Below are 15,695 nucleotides of genomic sequence, written 5' to 3' on the forward strand. Positions count from 1 at the left end.
TGTTTATTAGTTTTAAAAGGGTTAGAATTTAACTGACTCCACGCTAATAAATGGCTGTACAAATATTCTGCTAAACTAGCAGTGATAGATTAAGGAACATACAATGACACGAAATGAAGGCCAAGCCTCGGTTATTTTAGATAACGTCTGTAAGCTTATCCAGAAAAAAGTTCGCGCTGATAATGTGTTACTCGTTGAGAAATTCGCCAAAGCCTTGTACAGCAATATGTCTAAAGAGGATTTGGCAAATCGCAACGACAGTGACTTATATGGTGCTGCACTCAGCCTTTGGAATTCGCTAGAAAAAAATACATCAGATGACGCAGTTATTCGCGTTTTCAACCCTGAAGTGGCAAAAGATGGCTGGCAGTCATCACATACCATTGTAGAGATCATTGCTAAAGACATGCCGTTTTTAGTTGACTCTGTACGTATGGCCATGACACGAGAAAACATTGCCTCTCACTTACTTCTTCATAGTCCACTGAAAATTCAACGTGATAAAAACGAAAAAATATCTGGGTTATCAAGCTTAAAAGCAGAGCAAGAATCAACATCAACAAAAACTGTATTCTTTATAGAAATTGACCGTCAAACAGATGCAACTGTTATTGAGTCTTTCAAAAAAGAGCTTGAATCAGTACTTGTTGATGTATCGGTTGCGGTTGAAGATTGGCAGCCTATTCGCGAAAAATTAATCGCGGTAAGCAAAAGCTTGCCAAAAAGCCATAAAGATAAAAATGACAATGAAATAAATGAAACCGTTGAGTTTTTAGATTGGCTAGTAAAAGACAACTTTACATTAATGGGTTATCGCCAATATGAACTTTCACCAGTTCAGGGCGACTATCAATTAAAAGGTAAAATGGATACCAGCTTAGGGTTAATGAAAAACTCTGATGCTGAGCATACACGTTTGCTTTCTGAGTTACCTGAAGTGGCTCGCCAAGAAGCACGCAGTAGTAACCTATTAATTTTAACTAAAACTAATTCATTGTCTCGCGTTCATCGCCCAGCTTACATAGATTATGTGGGTGTAAAACGTTTTGATGACAAAGGCAATGTTATTGGTGAAGATCGTTTTATCGGTTTGTTTTCATCAAACTTTTACAACAATAGCGCTGCTGATGTACCGGTTCTTAAAAGTAAAATTAATCGTATTATGGATATGTGTGACTTCGCTAAAGGGACACATGCATACAAAGCCGTATTAAATATATTAGAAACCTACCCACGTGACGAACTGGTACAAGCTCGTGAGAATGAGTTACTAGAAGTTGCCATGGGCGTGTTGCAAATACAAGAACGCGACATGTGTCGTTTATTTGTTCGTAAAGATGCATATGGCCGTTTTTTATCATGCATGGTTTATGTACCACGTGAGCGTTATAACACAGCGCTTCGCCGCGAAACGCAAGCTATTTTAGCTAACGCATTTAATTCTGACGTTAAAGTCGAATTTACTACCTATTTCTCTGAGTCTACACTGGCGCGTACCCATTACACTGTTCGTGTGACCGACAACAATATTGAATATAACGTGAAAGACATAGAAAACAACCTAATAGAAGCCGCTCGTACTTGGGAAGACAAATTACAATCAGCCTTACTTGAATCTGCTGGTGAGGCCCGTGGTAATGAATTAAACCGTAAATATTGCAATGCCTTTGCACGCTCATACAAAGAAGAAGTATTACCTAGCGCTGCAGTGGTCGATATTGAAAAGCTAGAAATGCTAAGCGATGATAACAAGTTAGAAATGTTGTTCTATCGTCCACAAGAAGAAGCAAGCAGCAATATTGTGCGTTTAAGCTTATTCCATAAAGATGAACCAATTCATTTATCTGATGTTATGCCAATGCTTGAAAACTTTGGTCTACGTGTTGTAGGTGAAACGCCATACTCGGTTAAAACTAGTGATGGTGGCGTAAATTGGGTCATGGACTTCTCTATGCTAATTGATAGCAAAGGGATGGCTGATTTTGATAAGATCTCTGCACGTTTTCGTGCTGCATTAACCAGTGTATGGGCAAACCGTTTAGAAAACGATGGCTTTAACCGTCTAGTGTTAATGGGTGGTTTAACGGGTCGTGAATCATCAATTTTACGTGCATACGCAAAATACATGCGCCAAATAGGGGTTACTTTCTCGCAAACGTATATTGAAAGTACCTTTGCAAATTACCCGCATATTGCCGCTAAAATTGTTAACTTATTCTCTAAAAAGTTCTCTGTAAAAAGCCCTGCAAGTGCTAAAACACTTGAAAAACTAGGCTTAGAAATTTATGCAGAGTTAGAAAACGTAGCGAACCTTGATGATGATCGTATTATCCGTTTATACGTTGATATGATTGTTGCTACATTACGTACGAACTACTTCCAAAAAGATGCTGAAGGCAAATTTAAGTCGTACATCTCACTTAAAATTCAGCCAAGTTTAATTCCAGAAGTCCCACTACCTGTGCCAGCGTTTGAGATATTTGTTTATTCTCCACGTGTTGAAGGTGTGCATTTACGTTTTGGTAAAGTTGCCCGTGGTGGATTGCGTTGGTCAGATCGTCGTGAAGATTTCCGTACAGAAGTACTTGGCTTAGTAAAAGCGCAACAAGTTAAAAATACCGTGATTGTACCGGTAGGTTCAAAAGGTGGATTTGTATGTAAACAACTACCTAGTGAACGTGAAGCGTTTATTAAAGAAGGCCAAGAATGTTATAAAATCTTCATTCGTGGTTTATTAGATATCACAGACAATATTGACCGTGGTGAAATTGTACCTGCTGTTGATGTTACACGCCATGATGAAGACGATGCGTACCTAGTAGTAGCAGCGGATAAAGGCACAGCAACATTCTCTGATATTGCCAATGGTATCGCAAACGAATATAACTTCTGGCTAGGTGATGCGTTTGCATCAGGTGGTTCTGTAGGTTATGACCATAAGAAGATGGGTATTACAGCACGTGGCGCTTGGGAGTCTGTAAAACGTCATTTCCGTGAAATGGATATTAACTGTCAAACCACAGACTTTACAGCAGTAGCTATCGGGGACATGGCCGGTGACGTATTTGGTAACGGTATGCTGTTATCAAAGCACATTCGCTTGCAAGTGGCGTTTAATCACTTACATATCTTTGTTGATCCAAACCCAGATGCAGCAGCTTCTTATCCAGAGCGTGAGCGTTTATTTAAATTACCGCGTTCATCATGGGAAGATTACAACAAAGAATTAATCTCAAGCGGTGGTGGTATTTTCTCGCGTGCTGCTAAGTCGATTACGCTGACCCCTGAAATGAAAAAGATGTTAGGCACTAAAAAAGCTAGTATGACGCCGAATGAATTGATCAAAGCATCATTAATGATGGACCATGATTTATTGTGGAATGGTGGTATAGGGACTTACATCAAGCATTCTAAAGAAACGGATGCAGATGTTGGAGATCGTGCTAACGATGCGCTGCGCATTAACGGTAAAGATCTTGGTGCTAAAATATTTGGCGAAGGCGGTAACTTAGGTGCAACCCAATTAGGTCGTATTGAGTTTGCAGCACAAGGCGGTCGTGTAAATACTGACTTCATCGATAACGTAGGTGGTGTTGCGTGTTCAGATAACGAAGTAAATATTAAAATTTTACTTAATGGTTTAGTTGCTGAAGGCGACTTAACGCGTAAGCAACGTGATGAGTTACTTTACTCAATGACCGATGAAGTGTCTGAATTAGTACTTAAAGATTGTTATCGTCAAACGCACACTTTGTCGATCACTCAATCTAAAGGGACCTCAACGCTTAAAGAAAAAATTCGCTTTATTCATGCACTTGAAAAAGACGGTAAGCTAGACCGTGCAATTGAGTTTATTCCTACAGATGAAGAGTTAGCAGAGCGCGCCGCTGCAGGTAAGGATTTAACACGCCCTGAGCTATCTGTATTAGTTTCTTACGCGAAAATGGTGCTAAAAGAGTCTTTGGTAACGGATGAAATTACTGAGAATCCATATTACCGTCAGTTATTAGTTAAATCATTCCCGCGCCCATTACGTGAGAAGTTTAATGATGCTATGGATAATCATCCACTACGCAAAGAGATTATTGCCACTAAGTTAGCAAATAATATTGTTAATGATATGGGCTTAAACTTTATGGTGCGAATGAATGAAGAAACCGGTGCAAACGAAGCTGAAATTGCATTGTGTTATTCAATCGCAAGTGAAATTTTCCAAATGCGTGAAACATGGTTATCTATTAGTGATTTAGATAATAAAATACCATCGAACGTACAAACAGAAATGTTATACCAGTTACGTCGTACAGTTCGTCGCGCTACACGTTGGTTCCTTCGTCATCGCACGAAAGCACAATCAATTGAGCAAGCGATTGAAATTTTCTCACCAACATTTGCCGATTTAAGTGAAAACTTAACTAAATACATCGTTAAAACAGAAAGCGATCGTATTGTAAGTGCCCGTGAAGAACTAACACAAAGCGGTGTACCTACAGATATCGCACAGCGCATTGTGTCGTTATCAAGTTTGTTCTCGGTAATGGATTTAACGCAAATTGCTCAAAACTCTAATCGTAAAATCGATATGGTGTCGCACACTTACTTTAAATTAGGTGCGCAAATGGGACTACATTGGTTCTTAGATCAAATCACTAATCAACCGGTTTCTAACCATTGGCAGGCATTAGCGCGTGCATCATATCGTGAAGAGTTAGATTGGCAGCAACGCACCTTGTCAGAAGTGGTATTAAACAGCTTTGAAGGTGAAAGCAGTGATGTAGATGGTCAAATTGAACAATGGATGGATAGTCAAGATCTGTTACTTCAACGTTGGAAGCAAATGTTGACAGAGTTTAAAACATCGCAAAGTCACGATTTTGCTAAGTTCTCAGTGGCATTAAGAGAGCTCATGTTACTTGGTCACAACTGTGATACATCAGCAAAGTAACAAACTGCTAATGATTAAAACTAATCGTTAAACAGTTTTTGTTATATAATACCTCAGCCTTGTCTGAGGTATTTTTTTGTCTACAATTTTAAGAGGATTATATTCATGTTCTACGATTTAGCTCGCCGTTTTATGTTTACCCGTGATGCGGAGTGGGCCCATGATTTTGCTCTTAATAACTTACGTCGCTTTGCTAACACGCCATTAAGTGCTGCATGGTCACAAAGCGTGGCAAATAAACCAGTGAACTTTTTAGGCCTCGAATTTAAAAACCCAGTAGGGCTTGCTGCAGGCCTTGATAAAAATGCGGAGTGTATTGAGGCATTCGCTCAAATGGGTTTTGGCTTTGTAGAAGTGGGTACAGTAACACCGCGTCCTCAAGCGGGGAACGATAAGCCGCGGATATTCAGGTTGCCGCAGTCAAATGCGATTATTAATCGTATGGGCTTTAATAACAAAGGTGTTGATAATTTAGTTAACAATGTTAAAGCAGCTAAATACGATGGTATTTTAGGTATCAATATTGGTAAAAATAAAGATACACCAAATGAGCAGGGCAAAGATGATTACATTCACTGTATGCGTAAAGTGTTTGAGCATGCATCATACATCACTGTAAACATTTCATCACCCAATACCCCAGGCTTACGAGACCTGCAATATGGCGCAGCATTAGATGACTTATTACAAAGCTTGAAAAACGAACAGCTTGATTTAATTGCCAAGCATAATAAGCATGTGCCTATGTTGGTGAAAATTGCGCCAGACCTAGATCCAATTCAAATTGAACAAGTGAGCGAGTCACTGTTAAATAATAAAATTGATGGTGTTATAGCCACAAATACCACCTTAGAGCGTAGCTTAGTGCAAGGTCAGCAGTATGCTGATGAGGCAGGCGGTTTATCAGGAGCGCCAGTTAGGGAGCGTTCCACCCATGTTGTTTCTGAACTCAAGCGTTTAACAAACAATCAGTTACCTATTATTGGTGTGGGTGGTATTGATGATGCTAAATCAGCAAAAGAAAAATTTAATGCGGGTGCAGATTTAGTTCAAGTTTATACCGGTTTCATATACAAAGGACCGCAATTGGTCAAGTCGATCATTAACGACTTATAAGGATCAGTTATGTAAGCTTTTGATCGTTCGATAAATGTTCTAAAAAGACGTTTTAAAAATGGTCAAAAGCAGCTATACTCTAAGCTTATTGTCTTATTTTATTTTTTAAGTATTAAGTAGGGAGGAGCAAATGTTACAAGCGTCAAAGCAATGGCAGTGGATAGCGTGTGCTGAAAAAAACCGCTTACTGCTTGATTTAAATGACGATATGCAACTTTGTACACCTTATAAGCTTAGACAGCTCACCGATTGTGCTTTTGAAAACCCATACTTCAGCCTTGAAGATGCAGACTTTTATGAGCAAGTTTATTATTACCTTGCGCAGTTTAATTTATGGAATCCTGCCCAGTTATGCCAAATAGCGCTCAATGCAACGGCAGTTAAATTTCAATTAAAACCAGTGTTGGCAAAAAGTTGGTTTTTTAAACCGTATACTGGTAGTACACCTAGTACTGAAGCGGTTATTAATTTAAGCTCAGAATCACAAACTGGCGAGTTTTTAATTATAGAGCATTGTCCAGATGCTTCTGTGTGCATTAATTTAAGTGAAACCTTTGCACTAGATGACAATCTATCACTTGCCCAGTTTGAAGTTATCCGCGTTTTAAACAACCGAGTTCACCCCTTAATTACCTCACAGTACGATAGCCAAACAGCTTAGCCTAATTTAGTCTTTGAGACTTGTTTAAGGCGTATTTGTACGCAAACCTATGTTATAATCCCGCGCAATTAGCTATTAAGGGTTTTTACTTTGCAATTTATCGCACTTACTTCTATCGGAATCGAAAATTTATTGGTTGATGAACTTACAGAACTTGGCGCTACGGTGTCAAAGCAAACTGTGGGTTCTGTTCGCTTTGAGGCTGACTCATTGCTAGCGCAAAAAGTGTGTTTATCTACACGCTTTGCTACGCGTGTACTTATGCTTATTGAAGAAAAAGAAGGCGTAAATGACAAAGACAGCTTGTACAAATTTGCACGCTTACAACCTTGGCAAGAATGGTTTGGCCCAACACAAACTTTTGCTGTTGATTTTAATGGCACAAACGATTCACTTAAAAATACCCAGTTTTCTGGTTTAGTAATTAAAGATGCGATTGTTGATTACTTTAACGATTTATTTGAACAGCGACCAAATGTAGATAAGCAAGATGCCAATGTGCGAGTGGTTGCACGTTTAAATCGTCATGGCGTTTCACTTTATATTGATTACTCAGGGCCGCGTTTATCAGAGCGTGGTTACCGTCAAGGTCAAGGCAAAGCACCCATAAAAGAGCATTTAGCTGCGGCAATAATAAAACGTAGTGGCTGGCTCGAAAATGTCAATCAACCACTATTCGATCCATGTTGTGGTGCCGGCACTATTTTAATAGAAGCGGCTGGAATGGCACGTAATGAAGCGCCTGGATTATTCCGTGAAGGATTTGCGTTTGAGCGTTTACCTAGCTTTAGAGTGGCAAAATTCAAAGAACTTAAAGAGCAACTTTTAGCGAATATTACTGATCCTAAATTATGGTTAATTGGCCATGATTACGATGCACAAGTACTTGATAAAGCGATTGCTAATGCGCAGCGTGCAGAGCTTGATACGGTGATTAAATTTAAGCAAAGCGATGCGACAAAACTGACGAGCGTTGCAAAATTGCCGGGTGTTGTTATTTCTAACTTACCTTATGGTGAGCGTATTGGTTCTATGGCTGAACTTGTAAACTTGCATCGTAGCTTAGGTGTTGGTTTTAAAAAGCACTTTAATCATTGGAAACTCGCTCTACTGGGCATGGATGAAAGCCTGTTTAAATTACTTAAATTAGTGAAGCAAAAACGCTATAAATTTAAAAATGGCCCCCTTGATGTTGAATTAAACCTGTATCAGCTTGATGACAAGCAAGTCAGCCTTACCTCTGATGACAAACCCGCTTTAAACTTCGAAGGCTCGATGGCATTTGCTAATCGCCTGAAAAAGAACAAGCAAGGTTTAAAAAATTGGCTTAAGCAAAATCAAGTCCATGCGTATCGTGTTTACGATGCAGATATTCCTGAATACAACGTTGCGGTTGATATTTATGGTGATTCAGCGGTTATTTTTGAATACGCAGCACCGAAAGAGATTGATGAAAAAACCTCTGAGAAGCGTTTACAAGATGTTATTAGCTTGACAGCACAACAACTTGATATTGCACCTGAAAACATTGCTGTAAAAGTACGTAAAAAGCAAAAAGGTGAAGAGCAATATACACCCATGGCTAAGCAAAATAGAACCATGGTAGTAGAAGAGTTTGGTGCTAAGTTTAAAGTTAATTTATTTGACTACTTAGACACGGGGCTATTTTTAGATCATCGCCTTGCACGTCGTTACATTCAAGAAAACGCAAAAGATAAGCGCTTTTTGAACCTGTTTGCATACACAGGAACCGCCTCAGTTCATGCAGCCATTGGTGGCGCAAAAGCGATTACTACCGTTGATTTATCTAAAACCTACTTAAAGTGGGGTCAAGATAACTTTGCGCTTAACGATATTAGCAATACACGTTATCGTTTTGAGCAAGCAGATTGTTTAAAATGGCTAGAGTATGCACAAGGGCAGTATGACCTGATCTTTTTAGATCCGCCTACTTTTTCAAATTCTAAACGAATGAAAGACGCGTTTGATGTGCAAAACGACCACATTAAGCTGTTAACTTGGGTTAAAAAAATATTGAGCCCATCGGGTACGCTAATATTCTCTAATAATAAACGCGGTTTTGTAATGGATGAAGTTGGCTTGATGGGGTTAGGGTTAAAAGCAGAAAATATTTCTGAAAAAACCTTATCTCCTGACTTTAAACGAAATAAAAAAATTCATAATAGCTGGTTAATTAAACATGGCTAAGTGGATTTTATATCACACCGACGGCTGCCACTTGTGCGAGCAAGCAGAGCAGCTGTTAAAACCGTTACTTTCATCAACCGATGAATTACAACTTATTGATATTATGAGCGATGACGCATTAATTTTAGAGTATCAAATAAGCATTCCGGTTTTAAAAAATCAACAAGGCCAACAATTATTTTGGCCTTTTACTGCACCTCAGGCGCAGCAGTTTTTAGCGCAAGCAGAATAAGAGTAAAGATTAACTATGGATTTAATTAGAATTTCAAAAGCACAATTAGCTTACGGTACACACCCATTACTTGATAATGCAGATGCAGTAATCGAAAGTGGCGAACGTGTGTGTATTGTAGGTCGCAATGGTGCAGGTAAATCAACGCTTTTAAAAGTACTCGACGGTCAAGTAATACTTGATGATGGCGAAATAAACCAAGTTGGTAGTTTAAAAATATCGCGTTTAGAGCAAGATCCACCTAAAGGGGCAAGTGGCACTGTATTTGATTATGTTGCCCAAGGTATGCCCGAAATTGCTAACTTACTTATTGACTTTCATCATGTAAGCACACAATTGCAAACAGATTGCACTGATCAACTATTAAATAAATTAGAGCGTTTATCTAATAAATTAGAGGCGGCAGATGGCTGGCGTTTTGATAGCCGAATTCAGCTTGTACTTACTCAATTAGAGCTAACTCCTGATGCGAAACTTGAGTCGCTTTCTGGTGGTTGGTTACGTAAAGTTGCATTAGCGCGTGCTTTAGTGAGTGAGCCTGATTTATTACTGCTCGATGAGCCTACTAACCACTTGGATATGACAAGTGTAATGTGGTTAGAGCAATTCCTAAAAGAATTTAAAGGCGGCATTGTATTTATATCTCATGACCGTGCATTTATTCGAGCTGTTGCTACACGTATTTTAGATTTAGATCGCGGTAAGCTAATTTCTTATCCTGGTGATTATGCCACTTACTTAGAACAAAAAGCGCATGATTTAAAAGTAGAAGAAACACAAAATGCATTGTTTGATAAACGCTTAGCGGAAGAAGAAGCGTGGATCCGCCAAGGTGTTAAAGCTCGTCGAACCCGTAATGAAGGCCGTGTTCGTGAGCTGAAACAATTACGTAATGAACGTAAACAACGTGTGGAACAAGTAGGTAAAACTGATTTCAATATCGAAACAGCGGATCGTTCAGGTAAACTAGTATTTGAAGCTAAACACTTAAATCATGCATTTAAAGACAAAGTGATAGCTGATGATTTCTCTACCTTAGTGATGCGTGGCGATCGTATTGGTTTGGTGGGGCCTAATGGTATTGGTAAAACAACGCTATTAAAATTATTGTTTGGTGATTTAAAAGCAGACAGTGGTGAAATAAAGCAAGGTGTTAACTTAGAGTTTGCATATTTCGATCAGTACCGTGAGAAGCTTGATGAAGAAGCGACCGTTCAAGATAACGTTGCTGAAGGTAAGCAAGAAGTGATGATGGGCGGACGCTCACGTCACGTGTTAGGCTATTTACAAGACTTTTTATTTCCGCCAGCACGTGCTCGTACACCGGTAAAAGCACTTTCAGGTGGTGAGAAAAACAGGTTGTTATTAGCCAAGTTATTTTTGAAACCTTCAAATATATTAGTGCTCGATGAGCCTACCAATGACTTAGATATAGAAACATTAGAGCTACTTGAAGATATTATTAACCAATATCAAGGTACTGTGCTTATAGTAAGTCACGACCGAGAGTTTATTGATAATACCTGTTCGAGTGTTTGGGCATTTGAAGGTAACGGCAAAGTTACTGATATAGTTGGTGGCTACAGTGATTATGAAGCTTATACCAACTATTTGGCGGAGCAGCACAAAGAGTTGCAAAAGCAGCCAGTCAAAAAAGTTGAAAAAACAGAGCCAACGCCAGTTAAAAGCAATAACAAAGCAAATAAACTCTCTTACAAATTAAAACTTGAACTAGAGCAACTACCTAATAAAATGGAGCAACTTGAAGCTGAACTTGAAAAACAACAAGAACGAGTAAGTCATGAAGATTTTTTCAAGCAAGACAGTGATATAACAGCCAAGGAATTGAACCATTTAGCCCAACTTGAGTCTGACCTTGAAGCCGCTTTTGAGCGTTGGGAAGAACTTGAAGAATTAAAGAATCAGTAGTAAGGAATAAAATGAAATATAAATTACTCGCGGCCAGTGTTTTAGCCACACTGAGTACATCAGCAATAAGTGCAACGTACCAGTTAACCGAATTAGGTGACTTTGAAGCTGCCAAACATACTTATGTTACTGATGTGAGTGAAAACGGCCATGTTATAGGTCAAGCTAACGGATTGTTTAACCTACCTATTGATATTAGTTATATCGACTTTACAGATAATATAATAAAGAGTGCATACGACAACGAAGTTAAAAGGTTTGAAAACATTGATAAAGAAATAACCTTTACCCTCGATGATATAGAAAATAATGATGCTGTTTACACTAATGCTGACGCACATACTTTTATGGTTGGCTTTCTATCTTCTCGGTCTGAAGATTTTGAATATCAAAAAATCAGTTCGCTTATTGCTACAAGCTATAATAACGGTTTAATAACTGAGCAGTCTCTTTTCGATGAATCTTCACTTGATTATGATGGGCTAACTCGATCAGTAAGTAACTTTTATACAGGTGTAGCGCAAGACGGTACTTCGGTTGGTTGGGGAAGTGCACCCTTTGATAAAGTAAGCTTTACACCAGATGGCGAAACTGATGAAGAAACGTGGTTTACTCGTGAGTTTATAGAGCGCGGAATTTTAATCTCTGCTGGTGGTGTTGAAGTGCCGCTTTTACCAGAATTTAATGAGCATGGTGGCAGTAGTAAAGCCACTGATATCATTGCCACAGACACAGGCTATGTGGTTGTAGGTAATGTATCTGTAAGTATTCCGACAGAGAGACAAACCACAATTACAGACAATTGTGATGGCCTTGATGAGCCAGTTATGGCTTGTATCGAGTTAATTAATTCTCGAAATACGCGAGGTGTATTCAATAAAACAGCGGTTAAATGGACTCTAGACAGCACTTATAATGTGACTTCAACAGAGTTGCTAGGTTTAGCGCTTACTCCGGAAGAAGATGAAGACAGAACTCCATTTAATAGTATTGCATTAGCTGTGAATAGTAATGGTATTGCTGTAGGGTCTTCAGATACCCGAGATATTGACAACGATAATAGAATCTACAGTATGCCAACTTATTTTAAAGACGGTGAGGTAGTTGACTTTATAAACCAGCAAGATGATTGGCAAGCAGGTAAAGCATTTGCAATCAATGATAATGACATTATTGCAGGTTATGCTGCTAAACCCATTGAAGGCTCTTTAAGAAACAAACTTTTCTACCATGATATAAATACAAACACGACGGTGTTTCCTGAAGATTATTTTATAAGCTCAAGCTCATATGCAAATGATATTAATAATCAAGGTTATATTGTAGGTGAAGGTGATGTTGGTGATACTGCGAGTACCAGGCGTTCAGAAGCTTTTATTTATAAAATTGGTGATGACAAAATCACTAATCTAAATAGTCTACTACCATGTTTTGACAGTGATGGTGAAACTAGCTTTAGTTATAAAATGGTAGAGGCGAAATCAATCAACGAAAATAATGAAGTATTTGGTGTAGCAACTAAAACGGTTGAAAAATTAGACTCGCTAGGTGAGGTCATAACCGACATTAATGGCAACATTCAATATGAAAGTGTTGCTGTTGCAGTAAAACTTTCACCGATTGCTAATGGCGAAGTTGAAAATTGTAAAGCCCCAGATACAGAGTTTTATGAACGTAGCTCAGCCAGCTTCTCATGGTTTGGTTTGTTACTGCTACCTTTAGTTGGATTAAGACGCGTTTTTCGTTTCTAAGTACTGCTATTCGTTTATAAAAAAAACCAACTTGTTAAGTTGGTTTTTTTTTGTCTATAGTAATATTAACAGAAGTACTTGATGAAGTAGTCGCTAGTTATTTCTAGATATCCAAGCTTTTCTTACTGAGCGACGCCAAATTAAATCAATACCAAAATAGCCAATAACACTGGCAATAGATGCGCAAACAAGCGAACCCACTAAAAAAGCAGGGCCAATGGTAGTAAGGCTTTCTATAAACCACGCCCAACTAGCCTCAAACGCAAAATGCTGCTCAGGTTGATTTAGTACTAATGTACCAACCAAGTATGAGCCGTAAAAAATAGGTGGCATTGTAAGTGGGTTGGTGATCCACACCAAAGCAACAGAAATAGGCAAATTAACTCTTAAGATTATGGCTGCGGCAGCTGCTAGCACCATTTGAAAAGGAACAGGGATGAATGCAAAAAAAAGTCCAACGGCAAAGGCACCGCGTGCTGAGCGTCGATTTAAATGCCAAAGGTTAGCATCATGTAAAAGACGACCAAATATCCTTAGTGATTTGTGATGTCTAATTTTATTTGGATCAGGTAAAAACCGTTGGATCGTTTTTTTAGCCATTTAAAGCAACCATTTACGTCTGTGTGGATGAGTCTTGGGTTTGTTATCGGTGTCGTTATTACCGTATTTTATTATCAAACCCTTGAGTTTACAGTTATCACAATTTCAATCCTTATTGTGAGCACGTATTTTAAGCCGTTTTTAACTGTATTGTTAGGCTTTATTTGCGGTATTTGCTGTGTAGCCGCACATTTTATCTTGTTTTATTCATTTGAGTTACCTGAACAGCACAAAAAATATGCTTATTCTGTCGGTGTGGTGGTCGAAGAGGTTATCTCTGCTACGCCTCCCCAATATATAAAAGCTAAAATAACCCATTTAGAAGATAGTGAATATAGTCACTTTAGGGCACCTTATGCCTTATTAAGTATCAATTTTGCACAACCAATTAAATCTGGTGATACTTTTAATGCCCAAGTGAGACTGAATAATTATAGAACTATTAAAAATTTTACTGTTTTTGATAATCAGCTTTATGCTTTTACACAAAAGATAGCCTTTAAAGGTACAGTGCTCAATAAACAGCTTAATATTAAAAGCCCTCAAAAAAATAATACCGTGTCAGCTTATAGAGCCTATGTAAAAAAGCAGGTAAATAATGCTGAGATTAAATGGCTATATTATACACTTTTAACCGGCGATAAGTCATTGATGACATTCGAGCAAAAGCGGTTAATGCAGAGTCTTGGGTTAAGTCACTTATTAGCCATTTCTGGGTTACATATCTCTTTAGTGTTTGGTTTTTGTTATTTTGTTACACGTTTTTGTCTTAAGTTGGTTAAACCTGAACTAAATCAAGGCATAAATGTTTCTATTGTTTATAGCGCTGTCGGCTTTGTAGTGGCATTCATATATGTTTACTTGAGTGATTTTATCATCTCCGCAACCCGCGCTTTAATTATGTTGGGCTGTTATTTGTTGCTTTATTACTTGGCAAAGCAATCATTGAGATGGCGCAGTATTTTATATGCGTTGGTTATTATTTTAGCGGTTAATCCATTTAGTGTACTAAATCCAGGGCTTTACTTTTCGTTTTTAGCGGTATGTATTATTTTTATGGTTTTAAAGCAGTTTCCGCTTCGGGGTCACTCACTACTGGCCAATATGCGAACATTATTTATTATTCAACTGGGATTATTTATTGGCTTATTACCCCTGTCATTATACTTTTTCAATGGCGTGAGTTTAGTGGGTTTAGTTTTAAATCTTGTGGCTATTCCCATTTTATCTTTTGTATTGATGCCTGCTTTATTTTTAAGCGTGTTGCTGGGGTTATTAACCGATTGGCATGCATTTATTGTGTTATATGATTTTCCACTGACCAACTTGTATCAAATGTTGCAGGCAATACCTCAGCAGATACGTTGGCTTAATGTAGGACAGGTAAGTATAACCACCGTGGTGCTGCTTTATAGTGTTGTACCCTTACTTTATTTTATTGAGCTTCGCTTACTAGCCTGCATTCCGATTTTGACTTTGCTTTTTAACTATTACTTTACGCAAACCAGCCTTTGGCAGTTAAACGTATTTGATGTAGGCCACGGTTTAATGGTACTGATAGAAAAAGATAAACATGCGTTTATTTATGATTTTGGCCCGAGTTATTTTAATCGCTTTAGTCGTGTCACTAGTGTTTTACTACCCTATATTAATGCTCATAACCTAACAGTAACTAACTCGATTGTAAGCCATCAAGATAACGACCATGCAGGAGGCGTTGCGCACTTTAAAAAAGCCGGTTATGCATGGAGCTTTGATTATTTTCATCCAAGTGGTGTATATAAAGACTGCATAGCGACAAAAATAGACTTTCAAGGCTTGAGTATTCAAACCTTTTCAAAAGATGAGTTTAATAACCGTAATGATAATTCCTGTGTTGTTAAAGTCTCAAGTGCAAACCATAGTGTGCTTCTCACTGGTGATATATCAAAGGCGAGGGAGTCTAAATTAATTAATAAAGAAGATGATTTACAAAGTACCGTTTTGTTAAGTCCTCATCACGGCAGTGATAGCTCTTCCAGTGTCGAGTTTATCGAGGCCGTAAACCCAACACTTGTGATTCATTCAAGTGCGTATCAAGGCCAGTGGCAATTTCCAAGTAAAGCGGTAGTTAAGCGTTACAATAAAATAAACGCCAAACAATATAGCACTGGTGATGTAGGACAAATTCGGGTTGATTTTTATGCTAAACACTTAGAGCTGAGTACCGCAAGAGGGGCGGAAAGTTATTGGTTTATCAAAGATTGACGTTTT

The 15,695-nt window shown here is 38.3% G+C and carries 9 protein-coding genes; 8 read left to right on the plus strand and 1 reads right to left on the minus strand.

Annotated features, from left to right (window positions below; genetic code table 11):
- The first annotated feature begins 103 nt into the window (after positions 1–103).
- The 7 genes from PUND_RS09310 to PUND_RS09340 all read left to right on the plus strand — a co-directional run bounded on the left by PUND_RS09310 (position 104) and on the right by PUND_RS09340 (position 12,842).
- Complete coding sequence (locus tag PUND_RS09310) at positions 104–4,945, plus strand: NAD-glutamate dehydrogenase (RefSeq protein ID WP_010390148.1); 4,842 nt, start codon at positions 104–106, stop codon at positions 4,943–4,945.
- 105 nt (positions 4,946–5,050) lie between these two features.
- Positions 5,051–6,061 (plus strand): quinone-dependent dihydroorotate dehydrogenase, encoded by a 1,011-nt coding sequence (gene pyrD, locus PUND_RS09315; protein ID WP_010390146.1) that lies wholly within the window; start codon positions 5,051–5,053, stop codon positions 6,059–6,061.
- A 130-nt stretch (positions 6,062–6,191) separates the two neighbouring features.
- Entirely contained in the window at positions 6,192–6,722 is a 531-nt protein-coding gene (locus tag PUND_RS09320) for a cell division protein ZapC (RefSeq protein WP_010390145.1), read from the plus strand.
- 90 nt (positions 6,723–6,812) lie between these two features.
- Positions 6,813–8,930 carry a bifunctional 23S rRNA (guanine(2069)-N(7))-methyltransferase RlmK/23S rRNA (guanine(2445)-N(2))-methyltransferase RlmL gene (gene rlmKL, locus PUND_RS09325; protein ID WP_010390144.1) on the plus strand — a complete coding sequence of 706 codons (2,118 nt, stop codon included), beginning with the start codon at positions 6,813–6,815 and terminating at the stop codon, positions 8,928–8,930.
- Positions 8,923–9,162 carry a glutaredoxin family protein gene (locus PUND_RS09330; RefSeq protein ID WP_008112065.1) on the plus strand — a complete coding sequence of 80 codons (240 nt, stop codon included), beginning with the start codon at positions 8,923–8,925 and terminating at the stop codon, positions 9,160–9,162. The genes rlmKL and PUND_RS09330 overlap by 8 nt, the downstream gene beginning before the upstream one ends.
- 15 nt (positions 9,163–9,177) lie before the next feature.
- Entirely contained in the window at positions 9,178–11,091 is a 1,914-nt protein-coding gene (uup, locus tag PUND_RS09335) for an ATP-binding cassette ATPase Uup (RefSeq protein WP_010390143.1), read from the plus strand.
- Between the two features lie 11 nt (positions 11,092–11,102).
- Positions 11,103–12,842 (plus strand): DUF3466 family protein, encoded by a 1,740-nt coding sequence (locus PUND_RS09340; protein WP_010390142.1) that lies wholly within the window; start codon positions 11,103–11,105, stop codon positions 12,840–12,842.
- Positions 12,843–12,935: 93 nt separating this feature from the next.
- Here the strand turns inward: PUND_RS09340 and PUND_RS09345 are convergent, their stop codons facing one another.
- Positions 12,936–13,442, minus strand: coding sequence for a DUF2062 domain-containing protein (locus tag PUND_RS09345; RefSeq protein WP_010390140.1), 507 nt, complete (start codon positions 13,440–13,442; stop codon positions 12,936–12,938).
- Between PUND_RS09345 and PUND_RS09350 the strand changes: the two genes are divergently transcribed.
- On the plus strand, positions 13,422–15,689 hold the full coding sequence (locus PUND_RS09350) for a DNA internalization-related competence protein ComEC/Rec2 (RefSeq protein ID WP_010390137.1): 2,268 nt from the start codon (positions 13,422–13,424) through the stop codon (positions 15,687–15,689). The genes PUND_RS09345 and PUND_RS09350 overlap by 21 nt on opposite strands.
- Positions 15,690–15,695: the final 6 nt, after the last annotated feature.

Source organism: Pseudoalteromonas undina (assembly GCF_000238275.3).
Lineage (GTDB): Bacteria > Pseudomonadota > Gammaproteobacteria > Enterobacterales > Alteromonadaceae > Pseudoalteromonas > Pseudoalteromonas undina.